This is a genomic window from Marinobacter sp. LM1, from assembly GCF_042763285.1.
GTDB lineage: Bacteria > Pseudomonadota > Gammaproteobacteria > Pseudomonadales > Oleiphilaceae > Marinobacter > Marinobacter nauticus.
Genome location: NZ_CP114373.1, coordinates 3,271,471 through 3,283,466 on the forward strand (window position 1 = coordinate 3,271,471; position 11,996 = coordinate 3,283,466).

14 protein-coding genes are annotated in these 11,996 nt (G+C 55.8%); 4 read left to right on the forward strand and 10 right to left on the reverse strand.

The genetic code is table 11. The features are described from left to right. Nucleotides 1–697: 697 nt before the first annotated feature. The 4 genes from OZ656_RS15350 to OZ656_RS15365 form a co-directional block, all read right to left on the reverse strand. Entirely contained in the window at nt 698–1,093 is a 396-nt protein-coding gene (locus tag OZ656_RS15350; protein ID WP_379944708.1) for a hypothetical protein, read from the reverse strand. Next, nucleotides 1,086–2,573, reverse strand: a complete 1,488-nt coding sequence (locus OZ656_RS15355; protein WP_379944709.1) for a type VI secretion system PAAR protein — start codon at nt 2,571–2,573, stop codon at nt 1,086–1,088. Before OZ656_RS15355 ends, OZ656_RS15350 begins: the two co-directional genes overlap by 8 nt. Nucleotides 2,574–2,850: 277 nt before the next feature. Beyond that, nucleotides 2,851–2,961 (reverse strand): HepT-like ribonuclease domain-containing protein, encoded by a 111-nt coding sequence (locus OZ656_RS15360; RefSeq protein ID WP_379944710.1) that lies wholly within the window; start codon nt 2,959–2,961, stop codon nt 2,851–2,853. Between the two features lie 55 nt (nt 2,962–3,016). Continuing rightward, nucleotides 3,017–3,430, reverse strand: coding sequence for a nucleotidyltransferase domain-containing protein (locus OZ656_RS15365; RefSeq protein WP_278351255.1), 414 nt, complete (start codon nt 3,428–3,430; stop codon nt 3,017–3,019). Between the two features lie 271 nt (nt 3,431–3,701). Between OZ656_RS15365 and OZ656_RS15370 the strand changes: the two genes are divergently transcribed. Then, on the forward strand, nt 3,702–4,883 hold the full coding sequence (locus OZ656_RS15370; protein ID WP_278351254.1) for an AAA family ATPase: 1,182 nt from the start codon (nt 3,702–3,704) through the stop codon (nt 4,881–4,883). 112 nt (nt 4,884–4,995) lie between these two features. Here OZ656_RS15370 and OZ656_RS15375 read toward each other — a convergent pair whose 3' ends face one another. Next, nucleotides 4,996–5,325, reverse strand: coding sequence for a hypothetical protein (locus OZ656_RS15375; protein ID WP_014422345.1), 330 nt, complete (start codon nt 5,323–5,325; stop codon nt 4,996–4,998). Nucleotides 5,326–5,661: 336 nt separating this feature from the next. Here OZ656_RS15375 and OZ656_RS15380 point away from each other — a divergent pair, with 336 nt between their 5' ends. Continuing rightward, nucleotides 5,662–6,222, forward strand: coding sequence for a TIGR00730 family Rossman fold protein (locus OZ656_RS15380; RefSeq protein WP_278351253.1), 561 nt, complete (start codon nt 5,662–5,664; stop codon nt 6,220–6,222). A 234-nt stretch (nt 6,223–6,456) separates the two neighbouring features. On the opposite strand, the gene OZ656_RS15385 is transcribed toward OZ656_RS15380, so the two are convergent. Further along, nucleotides 6,457–6,759, reverse strand: coding sequence for a hypothetical protein (locus OZ656_RS15385; protein ID WP_113880345.1), 303 nt, complete (start codon nt 6,757–6,759; stop codon nt 6,457–6,459). Nucleotides 6,760–6,786: 27 nt separating this feature from the next. Beyond that, a complete protein-coding gene (gene trxC / locus OZ656_RS15390) occupies nt 6,787–7,227 on the reverse strand; it encodes a thioredoxin TrxC (RefSeq protein ID WP_278351252.1) in 441 nt (146 codons plus the stop codon). A gap of 555 nt (nt 7,228–7,782) precedes the next feature. Here trxC and OZ656_RS15395 point away from each other — a divergent pair. Continuing rightward, the gene (locus OZ656_RS15395; RefSeq protein ID WP_278351251.1) at nt 7,783–8,691 is read left to right on the forward strand and encodes a bestrophin family protein; all 909 of its coding nucleotides are present in this window, start codon (nt 7,783–7,785) and stop codon (nt 8,689–8,691) included. A gap of 11 nt (nt 8,692–8,702) precedes the next feature. Here the strand turns inward: OZ656_RS15395 and OZ656_RS15400 are convergent, their stop codons facing one another. Together OZ656_RS15400 and OZ656_RS15405 are read right to left on the reverse strand one after the other, a co-directional pair. Then, entirely contained in the window at nt 8,703–8,888 is a 186-nt protein-coding gene (locus OZ656_RS15400) for a hypothetical protein (RefSeq protein ID WP_379944711.1), read from the reverse strand. A gap of 96 nt (nt 8,889–8,984) precedes the next feature. Next, nucleotides 8,985–10,664 (reverse strand): IS1634 family transposase, encoded by a 1,680-nt coding sequence (locus tag OZ656_RS15405; protein ID WP_100732333.1) that lies wholly within the window; start codon nt 10,662–10,664, stop codon nt 8,985–8,987. Between the two features lie 348 nt (nt 10,665–11,012). Here OZ656_RS15405 and OZ656_RS15410 point away from each other — a divergent pair, with 348 nt between their 5' ends. Then, nucleotides 11,013–11,222, forward strand: coding sequence for a tautomerase family protein (locus OZ656_RS15410; RefSeq protein ID WP_379945218.1), 210 nt, complete (start codon nt 11,013–11,015; stop codon nt 11,220–11,222). A 222-nt stretch (nt 11,223–11,444) separates the two neighbouring features. Here OZ656_RS15410 and OZ656_RS15415 read toward each other — a convergent pair whose 3' ends face one another. Then, nucleotides 11,445–11,990 carry a hypothetical protein gene (locus OZ656_RS15415; RefSeq protein ID WP_278350399.1) on the reverse strand — a complete coding sequence of 182 codons (546 nt, stop codon included), beginning with the start codon at nt 11,988–11,990 and terminating at the stop codon, nt 11,445–11,447. Nucleotides 11,991–11,996: the final 6 nt, after the last annotated feature.

Below are 11,996 nucleotides of genomic sequence, written 5' to 3' on the forward strand. Positions count from 1 at the left end.
CTCTCTCAGCTTTGCTCCAATAGTCTCACCACCTACTCCGCCACCTGCTGCACCGAGCCCACCCGTTCATCGCAACGTTCAAAGTTGAGGAGTCGTCTTTAGGAATGACATTCGAGGGAACTAGGGATGACTGGGCTGGACGAAATTAACCGGTGATCCGATAGGCCGCAACCCGGCACACTACTCCTCCTTGAGGACGTCAACAATGCCGGCAGATGCTCCTCACAAGAGCAAACCGACAATTAACAACACTGCAAAGCAACCATACAAAAGTAATGGAGGCACTACCGCCCACAAGGTCATTCGCAAAGGTAATTGTGTGGATACATCACCAATTTTCGCCGCTGACCGATTAAGCCGGCTCGAGGGTACTGATCGAAGAACAAGAAACGTAAATACATAGCCGCTTCTCATTAATCGGCCTAGAGGGTCATTACCCCAGATTTTCCGGTGTTCCAGTGCAGACGTTCCGGGGCGCGAAATTCTTTCTTCGATTCTCGACACTCGAGAGAAGGCCAAGGTGAGCATGATGCATAGTGAAACCAATCCCAAACCGAGCGCTCCAACCCCGATGAATGCAGCGATTATCTGGAGCGTGTCAGTCATAGCTTGCCACTCCCAAAGTACTTCAACGAAACATTTTGCCAATTGCTCAATGAATTCTCTATGGGCGCCTTCAGACTACTAGTGCTATCCACTAATCAAACGCTCCGATATACCAACCTGAAAAGAAAAACAGAAACATGAGAACCGCATACACTGTGAAAGGCACAACAATCCACAGTTTCAATGAGAGGGGCAAGGGTTCTTTCTCATCCCCCATTCTCGATTTAATTCGAGGCCCTATTCTTGGAATGTGTCGAAAAACCACAAAAGCATATACGTACATCACCCTCATCCAACGACCGATAGGTCCGTTTCCCCAAATGCTTCGAGCCTCATCCAACTGCTTACCCGGTGTCGCTACTCGACGCTCCACCTCCGCTGTTTTTCGGAAAAGCAACGTAACCATAAGCAAAAGCAAAATGAAGCCAATACCTAAAGAGAGCGCGCCTAAAATTACCACCAAATCTGTCATTTGGCCCTCATTCATGAATCATCTCCCTGACCTTCTCGCCAAGAGCCTCACCGACCTTACCTCCGTAATTTCCGCCCACAGCGGCACCTACACCGCCGACAATCACTGCGCAGGCTATTCCTCCAATACCTGCAGAAGTGACCCCAAAGGCTAAGCAACCATATGAAGCACCGGCTCCGAGAGCGCCGCCACTCATCGAGCCTACGAGCTTACCGCCCTCCTGATACGAAACGGCCTGACACGCTTGATCATCACCTGCAGTGCAGGCCTCACGAATTTCCAGCGCAGAAAGAGATACATCCAAAGTGATCCCTAAATATCCCACATTGCGGGCATACTTTGCCCCTTTAGCCACCCGCTCATAGTGCGTAGCGTACCCAGGTATGTCACCCACCCCAGCCTTATTCCAGTGATTAACAATACTCTTCGACGACAACCCCAGCGCTCGTTTCAGCTTGGCATCGTCATCCAGCGACATTCCCCGGCGGGCAATGCTTCCCAAAGCAAAATCCAGTTCCTTGAAAAGCGCCCGCCGTTTCTCGAAGAACTCCGGATGGTTTAGATGGCCGTGTTTGCGGTAACTCTCCTGATGAAGACGCTCAATGTTCCTCAACGTCTTCTCAATACTGCTGATCTGCTTCGACACCATCACGGCGCCTGCACCCAGCCCCGCCGAACCCGTTGAGGTAATGGCTTCCAACAAGTCATAATACTTAACGAGGAACTCCGCCTCGTCCTGCTTCAGCGACCTCACCTGAGCATTTACGCTAGCAGCCACCTCCATCAATTCGGCTTCTTTCTGAGTGCATTCCGTGCTCTCAGGGTCGCCCAATACAATCATCTCACCGGGCAACACCTGTGCGCCAAGATCCGGATTCAACCAGTCAAAGCTATTTGGTTTTGCCGAGGCATCGCCGTACAGAGCGCTCAACAATTCTGTTTTGCTCATGGGTGCCTGAACGACATGGAAGCCCGGCTCTATCTCGGGCTCTGGCTGACCATTAGTTGGAGTTGAAGTCACACCTGGCCCAGGCATACTGGATGCTACCGGCCCACCTGCCACAGGATTACTCGCACCACTCCCGGAACCATTGGTCCTTGGTGATGCAGGAATAGCGCTGCCAGAGTGAGTAGCAGGAGGTGCCGCCCGTGAAGCGATCTTTGACGGCTCGGGTGAGATCCCTGAAAACGGCGCAGGCGAATGGCTATCACCAATCACAACGCTACCAGTGCCGATCGTGACACCACCACAAGAGATTGCACTGCCAGTCACTGCAGCAGGAATGCCATTAATCAGTACCGTTGCCGAACCCGCAGCAATAGCACGAGGATGAGGAGGGTGCTTTGGTTTGGAGTGTGGCGCGAGAGGGTCGCCAACGCGGGCGACGGGTTTGCCATCAATCAGCACGTCTGGAGAGCCCGCAATCACCGGCGTGGGAGGGAATCCTTGGTGGTCTGTTCCCAAGTCACCCAACAGCACAACTTTCTTGCTCATTACTTTGTTCCTTCTTTCCTTGAAGAGTCATCCATTTCAGTAGCCGTCACTGGCAACCAGAGCCCTATGGTAAACAAATGCTCACCAATACCCAACTCGAAGCTGATGCTTACAAATACTCCAAGAACATGATGATTGAGGGTGATATCCCTGAGCTCGCTGGTCCGCTATTTGTGGCCGGCCACTAAAAAACAAGCCGATCATTGCTCGCCAAATAGGGAAAAAGACGACGGCGGCAAACACCTTTTTCTCAGAGGATCTACGCAGATTTTCCCGTCTACGCAATCAAATCCGAAAACACCTTGGCAAAGGCCCGAAAATCGCCCAGGTGCTTACTGCAAATGGCGTACACGATCTCCCAGTTCACATCGTCATAATTGTGAACCATCACATTTCGGAATCCCACGGACTTCCGCATGCGAGACGCCAGCTCAGTATCGATGCTACGAGTTGTTCATCCATGCGTTGCGTCTACCTTCGAGGATACGTTTCTGGTATGGGGCAAAGTCCTCGTTTTCCATGATATTGCGATAAATCAGGTCACCCCATTGGTGGCGTGTGCCGACGACCTGTATGCCCGTGCTGACAATCTGATCCAGTAAAGGCTGCCCGGCTGTGCGCAGGTCCACCAGGTCCACAGGGCGGTTGAAGGCCAGAGCAATGGCTTCCGTTAAGGTAATACGCTCATCCGCACGGAGCTCTTTGTCAGCCTGAACGGCAACATCTATATCGCTGTCTGGCCGGGCGGTTCGCCGAGCTATGGAGCCAAAGAGAGCGGCAACCCGGATATGCGGGAAATCAGCCAGTAACTCGCTGAGCTTCTCGATATCAGGATGTTTGGTTAGATCAGGGGCCATGGTTCTCGCCTGGACTGTTTAGATTCTGAGTGTATCAGAAAGCGTTCAAGTGGGCGGCCTAGAACAGAGTGTTCTCCGGTCATGCAGCCTCCCGGATCCCTTTGAGCAACCTAGCTCAAACTGTGGGATCACAAAATGATATTCTCTTCGCGAAACAAGATCACTTATGGCAAAGAGAAGCATCCATGGGAAAATCCAGACTCATTGGCCCTCTCCTGCTCGTTGCAGGCGCACCTCGAACCTTCTTCAAGAAACAGGTTCGGCCCGGATCATGATCAAAGCCTTTGCCGTTTCCAACTATCGCAGCCTCAGAGACGTGGTCGCACCGCTGGCGGGCCTGAACGTTGTTACCGGTCCGAACGGCTGTGGCAAATCAAACCTCTATAAATCGTTGCGCCTGCTGGCGGAAACGGCAAAAGGCAACCTGATCTCCTCCCTGGCGGAAGAGGGCGGCCTGGACTACACCTTCTGGGCAGGGCCTGGCCAGTTCTCAAAGGAGATGCGGGACGGCTCAGCGCCCGTTCAGGGGACCGCCGGGAACACCCCATCCCGCCTACGGCTGGGGTTTGCCGGCGAAGAATTCGGCTACGCGATTTCTCTTGGGATTCCGGCCTCTACGGGGTTTGCAGGTTATCAGGAACCCAGCATGTTTCAGCTCGACCCTGAAATAAAACGCGAATGTATCTGGGTGGGTGATGTCTGCCGCCCAAGCAGTTGTCTGATTGATCGCGTCGGGCCGGTTGTCAAAGTACGTTCAGGGCGGAAATGGGAGGTCTACGACACCCGGCTAAACACCTATGAGAGCATTCTGAGCGAGATCAGTGATCCTGTGGCTGTACCTGAAGTCCATGCCGTCCGGCAGGCCATCAGGCAGTGGCGCTTTTACGATCAGTTCCGCACCGATCAACACTCCAGCATCCGCACCCCGCAAATCGGAACCCGTACACCGGTGCTGGACCACAATGGCCATAACCTGGTTGCAGCCCTGCGTACCATTCACGAAATCGGCGACCGGGAGGGCCTGCACAGCGCTATTGAAGATGCCTTTCCCGGAGCGAGGCTCGGGTTCAGCACAGACGCAGGCAACCGTTTCGTCCTGGAATTTGAGCAGGCCGGCTTACTCCGCCCCCTGAATCAGGCCGAGCTTTCTGATGGCACCCTTCGCTACCTGCTGTTGGTCGCCGCGCTGCTCACACCCCGCCCACCATCACTACTGGTATTGAATGAACCAGAAACAAGCCTGCATCCCGACTTGCTTCCGGCCCTCGGCCGACTGATCATTCGCGCCTCGCGGGAAACCCAGGTGTGGGTTGTTTCCCACGCCCCTCGACTGGTAGCCGCTCTGGAAGCAGACGACGATTGCCATTCCATCGCACTGAACAAAGTGCTGGGTGAAACCCGCATTCTTGGCCAGGGGCTTCTGGACGCGCCCCCCTGGAACTGGATGGATTGACTATTCAGAGAGTCACTAGGCTCCGGACATCACCTCCTGCAGGTTACGCATCAATTCCTCCAGCGGTGATCTCCACAGCACGCCCCCGTGCGCCCGGAAACACACAAGCGTCTCAGCAGTTACCCTTTTTCGCCTGGCCTGGTGGGCAGAAATGGCCACGAGACTTCCGGTAAGACCCGCGATCATCGTCATACCGGCGGCGATCATAATCATAATCGCGATCGTGGTCCCGTTGGTCCCGGGTGGTCACGGCCGTTCCCGCTGCCGCACCGACAGCACCGCCAAGAATCGCACCGTCTCTGCCACCCACCTCGTTGCCGATGGCGGCCCCCAGTGCGCCGCCAATACCTCCACCCAGCGCGGCGTCGGCGGTATCACCCGCAACGGCACCCAACGAGGTGGCACTCAGAGACAGAAAAACGAGCAGTGATTTCATATTCATGATGTAAATCCCATGGTTCAGGTGGTCTGACTTGTCCTGTATCGCCGGTGGGAGAGCCTGTTCTCAGCACCCCACCGGGCACCTGTCAGTTTTGAACCATTCGAGAATAACAGAATCACACGAGACGCCACCTCTTACATTTTATTTATACTTCAACAGGTTACGAAGCCTTAACAACTGGCTTGCGGGTTCGGATGCACGATCAACGGCTAGACTGGGCAGACCGGAGGCGGCATTCTATTAGGCTCCGGCACCTAAAGACGCCCGGACCAACCACAACAGAGTGAAGAACTCACTCACCCCTCTGAACCGAATCGATGGAGCCTCGTAAGACCCATGAGAATTGCCGTATTTTGTGGTTCAAGCATTGGTGAAAACCCGGAATTCGCCCAGGCAACCCGTGCTCTGGGGCACTACCTGGCAATGAACGGAGTGGATCTGGTGTACGGCGGTGGCAACGTCGGCCTGATGGGCGTGGTCGCAGACGCCTTTCTGGAAAAGGGCGCTCAAGTGTACGGAGTGATTCCCGAGTACCTGAAAGACCGGGAGCTGGCTCACCCCGGCCTGACCGAGCTGAAAATTGTTGCTGATATGCACGAACGAAAAGCCGCCATGGCCCGGATGGCCGATGCGTTTGTGGCTCTGCCCGGCGGCGTCGGTACCCTGGAAGAAATCTTCGAGGCCTGGACCTGGGCTCAGCTCGGCTATCACGGAAAACCCTGCGCCTTTTACAACGTCCACGGTTTCTACGATAAATTGTTCGAGATGATCTCGAACATGACCGATTCCGGCTTCCTGAAACCGCACCATGCCGAGATGATTATCCACACGGATAACGAAGCGCAACTGCTCTCGGCCATCCAGTCCTACCAAACGCCCAAACTGAAGTGGAGCTGAACCGGCGGGCCGAACCAAACCCCGGAAGACCGGGACGACCGTCGGCCTGATTCCTGACCGGCTTTATCACGAACTTTACTCACAAAACCTGTGGATAACTGTGTTGGAAACCTCGGATTAAGCGCCCGGAAGCCCCGCAGCAAAAGGGCTCGGGAAAGTTGATGCTAAAACGGGCAATCTCGTTACCATCCACCAGCTATAGCGTTCTCCGATCATCAATTCAATTGATTCAACCTAGGGCACAAGAGGGTAGGCCGCCCTCACCTGCCTCATCACAATCCGGGCATCTTCCGGCTTCAGCCCCTGCTTTCGCAACTGCGGCATCACCATCGCGCCCACCTTCTGGCAACGAGAGCTATCAATTCCGTGCTTTTGAAACACATCGGCAATGGCCTGTGGTTGGACATCCGGATTGGCTTTCAGCAGGTTGCCGATGTCGATGGCACAGGCCTGCTCTTCAGGGGCGGTGTTCTGTTTACTACGCCAGATCAGGACAGCCACGATGGTGGCGAAAACACCGATGATCAGAAACTTCATACTACGACACCTTTGTCCCGGTTTTTCCTAGCGAATACCCTGCGATTGCAGCCACTGACTGATCTGGGCCTGATTCATGGCGCCACTCTGGCGCGCCACCTCCCGGCCGTTCTGGAACAGAATCAGGGTCGGTATGCTGCGAATCGCAAACTGACCGGCCGGCCCGGGGGCTTGTTCCGTATTCAGCTTGGCAAAGCGCACTTTCCCGCGCCAGGCCTTCGCGGCCTGCTCGAACTGGGGCGCCATCATTTTGCACGGGCCACACCAGCTGGCCCAGAAATCCACTAACACGGGCAGATCGCTACGCCCGGTATGGGTAGCAAAGGTCTGCTCCGTTAGCTCCAGAACCTGATCCGGCCAAAGCGGTTGTTTGCAGGCGCCACAATTGCCGCCGGAGGACAACTTGTCGGCCGGTACGCGATTCACTTTGTGGCAATGGGGACATACCAGGTGTCGAATGTCAGTCATGATGAACAGGCCTCTGATTGGCTGATGGTAGAAATAATCAGGGCAGGAGAAGAGAAATCAAGCGGCACGAAAAATCGCATCTCACGAACACGCATCAACCGCTTTCCGCTACTATCAAAGTAAGTCGGTGTCAGAGGCTCAAGCGCCATGGGACTGTCGATAAAACAATCGGAATTTACAGCCCCCGCGCCAAGCGGTCTCAATGTGTCTCGGTTTTCCGAAGTTTTTTTATAGGATTGTGCCCCAACCTATTAGGTTGCAATTCAAATAAACCATCAGAGGGAATCTTGATGACACAGATTATCGAACAGTTTCTCGAAGTTTCGAGCACTTACCTGCTATCACCCTGCGACAGTGACTGCTGCCACAAATCCGCCGCCTGATCTGGTTGCCCCTGAAACCACAGGGTAATGCCAGGCAACGGCCAGAGTGCTGCCCCCCTCGTTTAAAAAAGCTTACCCCCTTGTGTAACGAGTGGGTTCTCCGTAAAAAGGCATAGGAATCACAGCGGCCAACCCTCAGGCAAGGCCACCATCAACCCCAGGAGTGTTAACCGTGATTGTTCGCGAACGCCCCGGGCCACTCCGGCTGATGCTGGCCTGGAAAGGGTCTGTTGTCCCCCACATTCTGCCGCACATTCTGCTTACGGGAATGTTTGCAGCCGCCGTTACCTGGGTTTCGCGCCACCACTACCTCGACGGCATGGTCGACTACACACTTCTGCCGTTCACGATCATGGGCATCGCCCTGTCCATCTTTTTAAGCGTGCGCAACACCGCCACCTACGACCGCTGGTGGGAAGCCAGAAAACACTGGGGGCATATGGTGTACGAATTTCGCAGCCTGGCCCGGACTGGCACCATTTACCTGAGCCCGGAGCGACGCCGGGAACTTCTAACCCGATGCCTCGCTCACGCTCACCTGCTGCGCGGCCAGTTGCGGGGAGAAGATGTACGGTCTGATCTGCCCGGGTCACTGGCGCCCGAACTCATTGACCGGGCCCTGAGCACCCGCAATCCCGCCGCCTTCATGCTGCACCGGGCCGGAGACGTACTCGCCGAAGCCCACAAGGCGGGCGATCTGGATTCTGTAGCAACCGCGGCCGTAGACCAGCACCTTCATGGCCTCGCGGGCATTCAGGCGGCCTCAGAACGCATTGCCCTCACCCCGTTGCCCTTTGCCTATACCCTGCTGGCTCACCGCACGGCGTATGTGTTCTGCTACCTGCTCCCGTTCGGGCTGGTAGGCGTCGCAGGCTGGTTTACGCCGGTGTTCACCGCCATCGTGGCCTACACGTTTTTCGGGCTGGATCGCCTGTCTGAACAGCTTGAGTTTCCCTTTGGCCGACACACCAACGACCTGCCGCTGGATGCCATCTGCCGCATTCATGAAATCAGTGTTGCCGAAGCCCTGGGCGACCCGGCACCCGAACCGCTGCAGCCGGTCAAATACCAGTTGCAGTAAGGGCCCGGCGGTTACAACGGCATGCGCCCGGTTCGCTCCAGCCGCTCGCTCACCCATTTGTGATACAGCTTTGCCAGCGCTGGCCGAATTACCGGCAAGCCAATCAGCCAGGCAAGCGGTTTCAGCAGCCAGACCCGCGACATCAACAGAATATAGGCATCCAGTTCCCGGTGGATGTTGCCCTGGCCATCCTCCACATGGAGCTCCTGAAGCGCGGCTTGCGGGTCTCCCGAGTTCGACAGATAGAAGCGTAAACCACTGATTAACCTGAAAACGCGTTTTCAAAATTGGCACTACAAGCGAGATGCAGTCGGTGCCGGCAGGCCAATCGCTTCGAAAAGGTCGCGTTGTTCAGGCTTCAGTTTGGTCAAGCCGCTCGCCGTCTCGCGACGGTGCAGCAGGACCTGGTGGAACTGAATCTTGCGGGCAATTTCCAGTGCCCGCGTCGGTGACAAGGGGTGATCGCTGGCCTTCAACCGCATTCGTAGCACCCGGTAAAGCACCAGCGCGAGGAAGCAGATCAGCGCATGGGCGCGGATACGATCCGGCAGCCGGTGGTAGACCGGTGCGATCTCGATGTCGCTCTTCAGCACCCGGAAGCCGCGCTCGATGTCTGCCAGCGCCCGGTAGCGCTCTACGATCTCCTGCGGGTCGTGGTCGGCCATGTTGGTGACCAGCAGTAGCTTGCCGTCCATCATCCTGGCGCGATCGAGCGCCCGCTGATCCAGGACATAGTTGAACGTCTCGGCGGTCAGATCGACCTTCAGGATATGCCCGAGGTGAGCGTCGGTGACGGCCTTGTAGAACCTGGCGGTGACGCCGGCATCCGAGAGCTTTCTGCCACGATAGCGCCGCCCGGCATCCTGATTGTCCAGTTTCTCGAACCACTGGCGCGCATCGGCCTGCAGCGCCTCGATCTTCTGATCGCGTGCCGCCGTCTGCGCCTTCGCGACCTCCGGCCGGTGCGCCACGATCAGCCGATGGTCCTGCCATGCCATCTCGCCGTAGGCTTCGCGTTCGGCGTCCTGGCAATGCGTCTGGTGAAACGCCTTCAGCAGCGCATCGAACTCGCCATAACGGCGTCCCGGCACCGCCAGGATAAATTCCAGAGGGCGACCCTCGATACGTACGGCGGACAGGGCGGCCAGATTGTCCAGCGAGAGCAGGCCACGGTCGGCGACCAGCACAACTCGACTCACGTTGAAGCGCTTGACCACCGTTTCGATGGTCGGCAGCAACGTGCGGGTTTCCGCGACATTGCCATCGAAGACTTCGTGGTGAATGGGCAAGCCTTCCGCCGTCTGCACGACACCGAGCATGAACTGGCGGGCGATGCCGCCCTCCTTCGAGGGACCGTATTGACGGAGATCACCGTCGAGTGAGGTACTGCCTTCTGCCCGAATCGTGGTGAGGTCGTAGAAGACGATCGAGAGTTCCTGGTCGATCAGTGGCTTGAGCTGCTGTGCCAGAACGTCATTGAGAGCTTCGCTGCAGTCCGACAGGGTATCCATGGTGCGCAGCAGATGCTGGTGACTGATCGAGGCCGTGTCGACGTCGGGCACCAGTACATCTTCCAGCCAGCGCAGCACCCCGAGCTTGGATTCCGGATCACACAGCCGATTGAACACCATGACCCGCAGCAGCCGCTCGGCATCGAACTGGCGCTTGCTACGCAAGACACGCCGGAAGGCGTCATCCAGGCCGAGCTCTTTCCAGAGTGACGTCAGCAGCCAGGTATCACCCACGGAACGCGCCGGCGCGAAGTCGGTCTCGCCGGTGCCTTCCTCGAGCGTTGGCTGGCCGGTGACGCGCAGCAGGCCATTGATCAGCGCGCTGGACTCCCCGGCGGTGACGGCTTCCAGGCGTCCCAGCGTCGCGATCACGCGTTGGCGCGGCTTGCCGGCCTCGTCGCGATAAGACTCGACGAGCTTCACGTAGCGGCGCGGACCGGATTTGGTGACTTTGACAAACATGTCACTACGATAGACCGCCCAATCTATGTCTGGCAAGACATCAAGAGAAAAACGTGTCACTACAAAGAATTCGGCAAGAGATGGCTAAGCTACTGAATTCTCATGCCATGAGTGCCGATTTCAGGCCGAAATCGGGCTGGAAGTGTCGAACTCGGGGGGTCTATACCACGTTCCTCCAACTCCTCATCACGGCCGGTGATATCCACCCACTCCACCGATTCGCCGGTCCTGCCCGCGAGTCGTTCATAAAGCCTGCGATCCGGACATTACTAGGGAGCAGTTGGATTAAAGACTGGGGGCAGGTCACACAGCGCTCAAACCGGCGCTCCCCGGTTCTTTGCCCAGGTTCTGTTTTATGCGGCCAATGAGGGCGACCACTTTGTGGGTGGCAGAGTGAACACCGCACCTCAGGTGTATGTGCATGGCTTGGTGCGGGAGGGCAGAAGCATCGAGATCAAGCAGGCCTTGATGAGCCAGATGCTTGAAGAAATTGCCCGAATCGTCGAGATCACAGCTGAGGACGTCTGGATCTATCTTCAGGACATTCCGGCCATCTAGATGATCGAGTTTGGGCGGTTTTTGCCTGCGCCGGGCGATGAAGCTGACTGGGAAAAGGGACTGACTCCAGAAAAGCGGGACAGCTTACCCAAATAACCGTATTAATAGATCTGCCCCGGTTTGCCTTTTAGATCTGTAGCGGTTTTCGCCAACACCCACATTTGCGACTGATTTGGAACGCAGCGGAAAACCAGTCCGCGAAAATGTACTTATTAGGCAGTTTCATTCACTCCACTTGGCTTTAATGTGTTTGCCTGTGCCCTTTCCAAAGCTCTTTCGATCGAGCATTTTTGCTTTAAACTCGAAGTCTTTGCTGATTTTCACGATAAGAAGTTTGCTGAAATTACCGGCCCGCTTCACAAGTACGGCATTGCCGGTCTTAAATGGGCTAATTGTTTTTATTTCGACGAAATCGTTTCCCAATTTGCCATCGGAGCCTCGTGTATAAGGCTTATGCCTTTTGATTCCGTATTTAGCTTCACCGTATAGCTCGCCGAGCTCTCCATAAATTGGCAGATGTCGACCTGTAACGTCAAAGTAATTTCGGGCGGTTTCAACTAATTCATCTAGCAACTCCCAAAGCTCAAGAGTCGTTGGGTTCTTTGGCTCACTATCAGAATCCCAGCCCGCTTCATCGTCAATAAACTCCTCAATGTTATCCCAATCGCCCTGCTTCCAGGGGTTATAGCCACAGGCAGCAGCATCCGCTATCTGCTCTGAGCTAAAGCCCTCATTATGCATATCGTGCAGAAAGTCCCAGTCGCTCATATGTTC

Excerpts from the sequence above, each read along its gene's own strand:
- OZ656_RS15350 (WP_379944708.1), bottom strand. The coding sequence starts at position 1,093 with ATGAATGAGGGCCAAATGACAGATTTGGTGGTAATTTTAGGCGCGCTC.
- OZ656_RS15355 (WP_379944709.1), bottom strand. The coding sequence starts at position 2,573 with ATGAGCAAGAAAGTTGTGCTGTTGGGTGACTTGGGAACAGACCACCAA.
- OZ656_RS15360 (WP_379944710.1), bottom strand. The coding sequence starts at position 2,961 with ATGGTTCACAATTATGACGATGTGAACTGGGAGATCGTGTACGCCATT.
- OZ656_RS15365 (WP_278351255.1), bottom strand. The coding sequence starts at position 3,430 with ATGGCCCCTGATCTAACCAAACATCCTGATATCGAGAAGCTCAGCGAG.
- OZ656_RS15370 (WP_278351254.1), top strand. The coding sequence starts at position 3,702 with ATGATCAAAGCCTTTGCCGTTTCCAACTATCGCAGCCTCAGAGACGTG.
- OZ656_RS15375 (WP_014422345.1), bottom strand. The coding sequence starts at position 5,325 with ATGAATATGAAATCACTGCTCGTTTTTCTGTCTCTGAGTGCCACCTCG.
- OZ656_RS15380 (WP_278351253.1), top strand. The coding sequence starts at position 5,662 with ATGAGAATTGCCGTATTTTGTGGTTCAAGCATTGGTGAAAACCCGGAA.
- OZ656_RS15385 (WP_113880345.1), bottom strand. The coding sequence starts at position 6,759 with ATGAAGTTTCTGATCATCGGTGTTTTCGCCACCATCGTGGCTGTCCTG.
- trxC (WP_278351252.1), bottom strand. The coding sequence starts at position 7,227 with ATGACTGACATTCGACACCTGGTATGTCCCCATTGCCACAAAGTGAAT.
- OZ656_RS15405 (WP_100732333.1), bottom strand. The coding sequence starts at position 10,664 with ATGTTTGTCAAAGTCACCAAATCCGGTCCGCGCCGCTACGTGAAGCTC.
- OZ656_RS15415 (WP_278350399.1), bottom strand. The coding sequence starts at position 11,990 with ATGAGCGACTGGGACTTTCTGCACGATATGCATAATGAGGGCTTTAGC.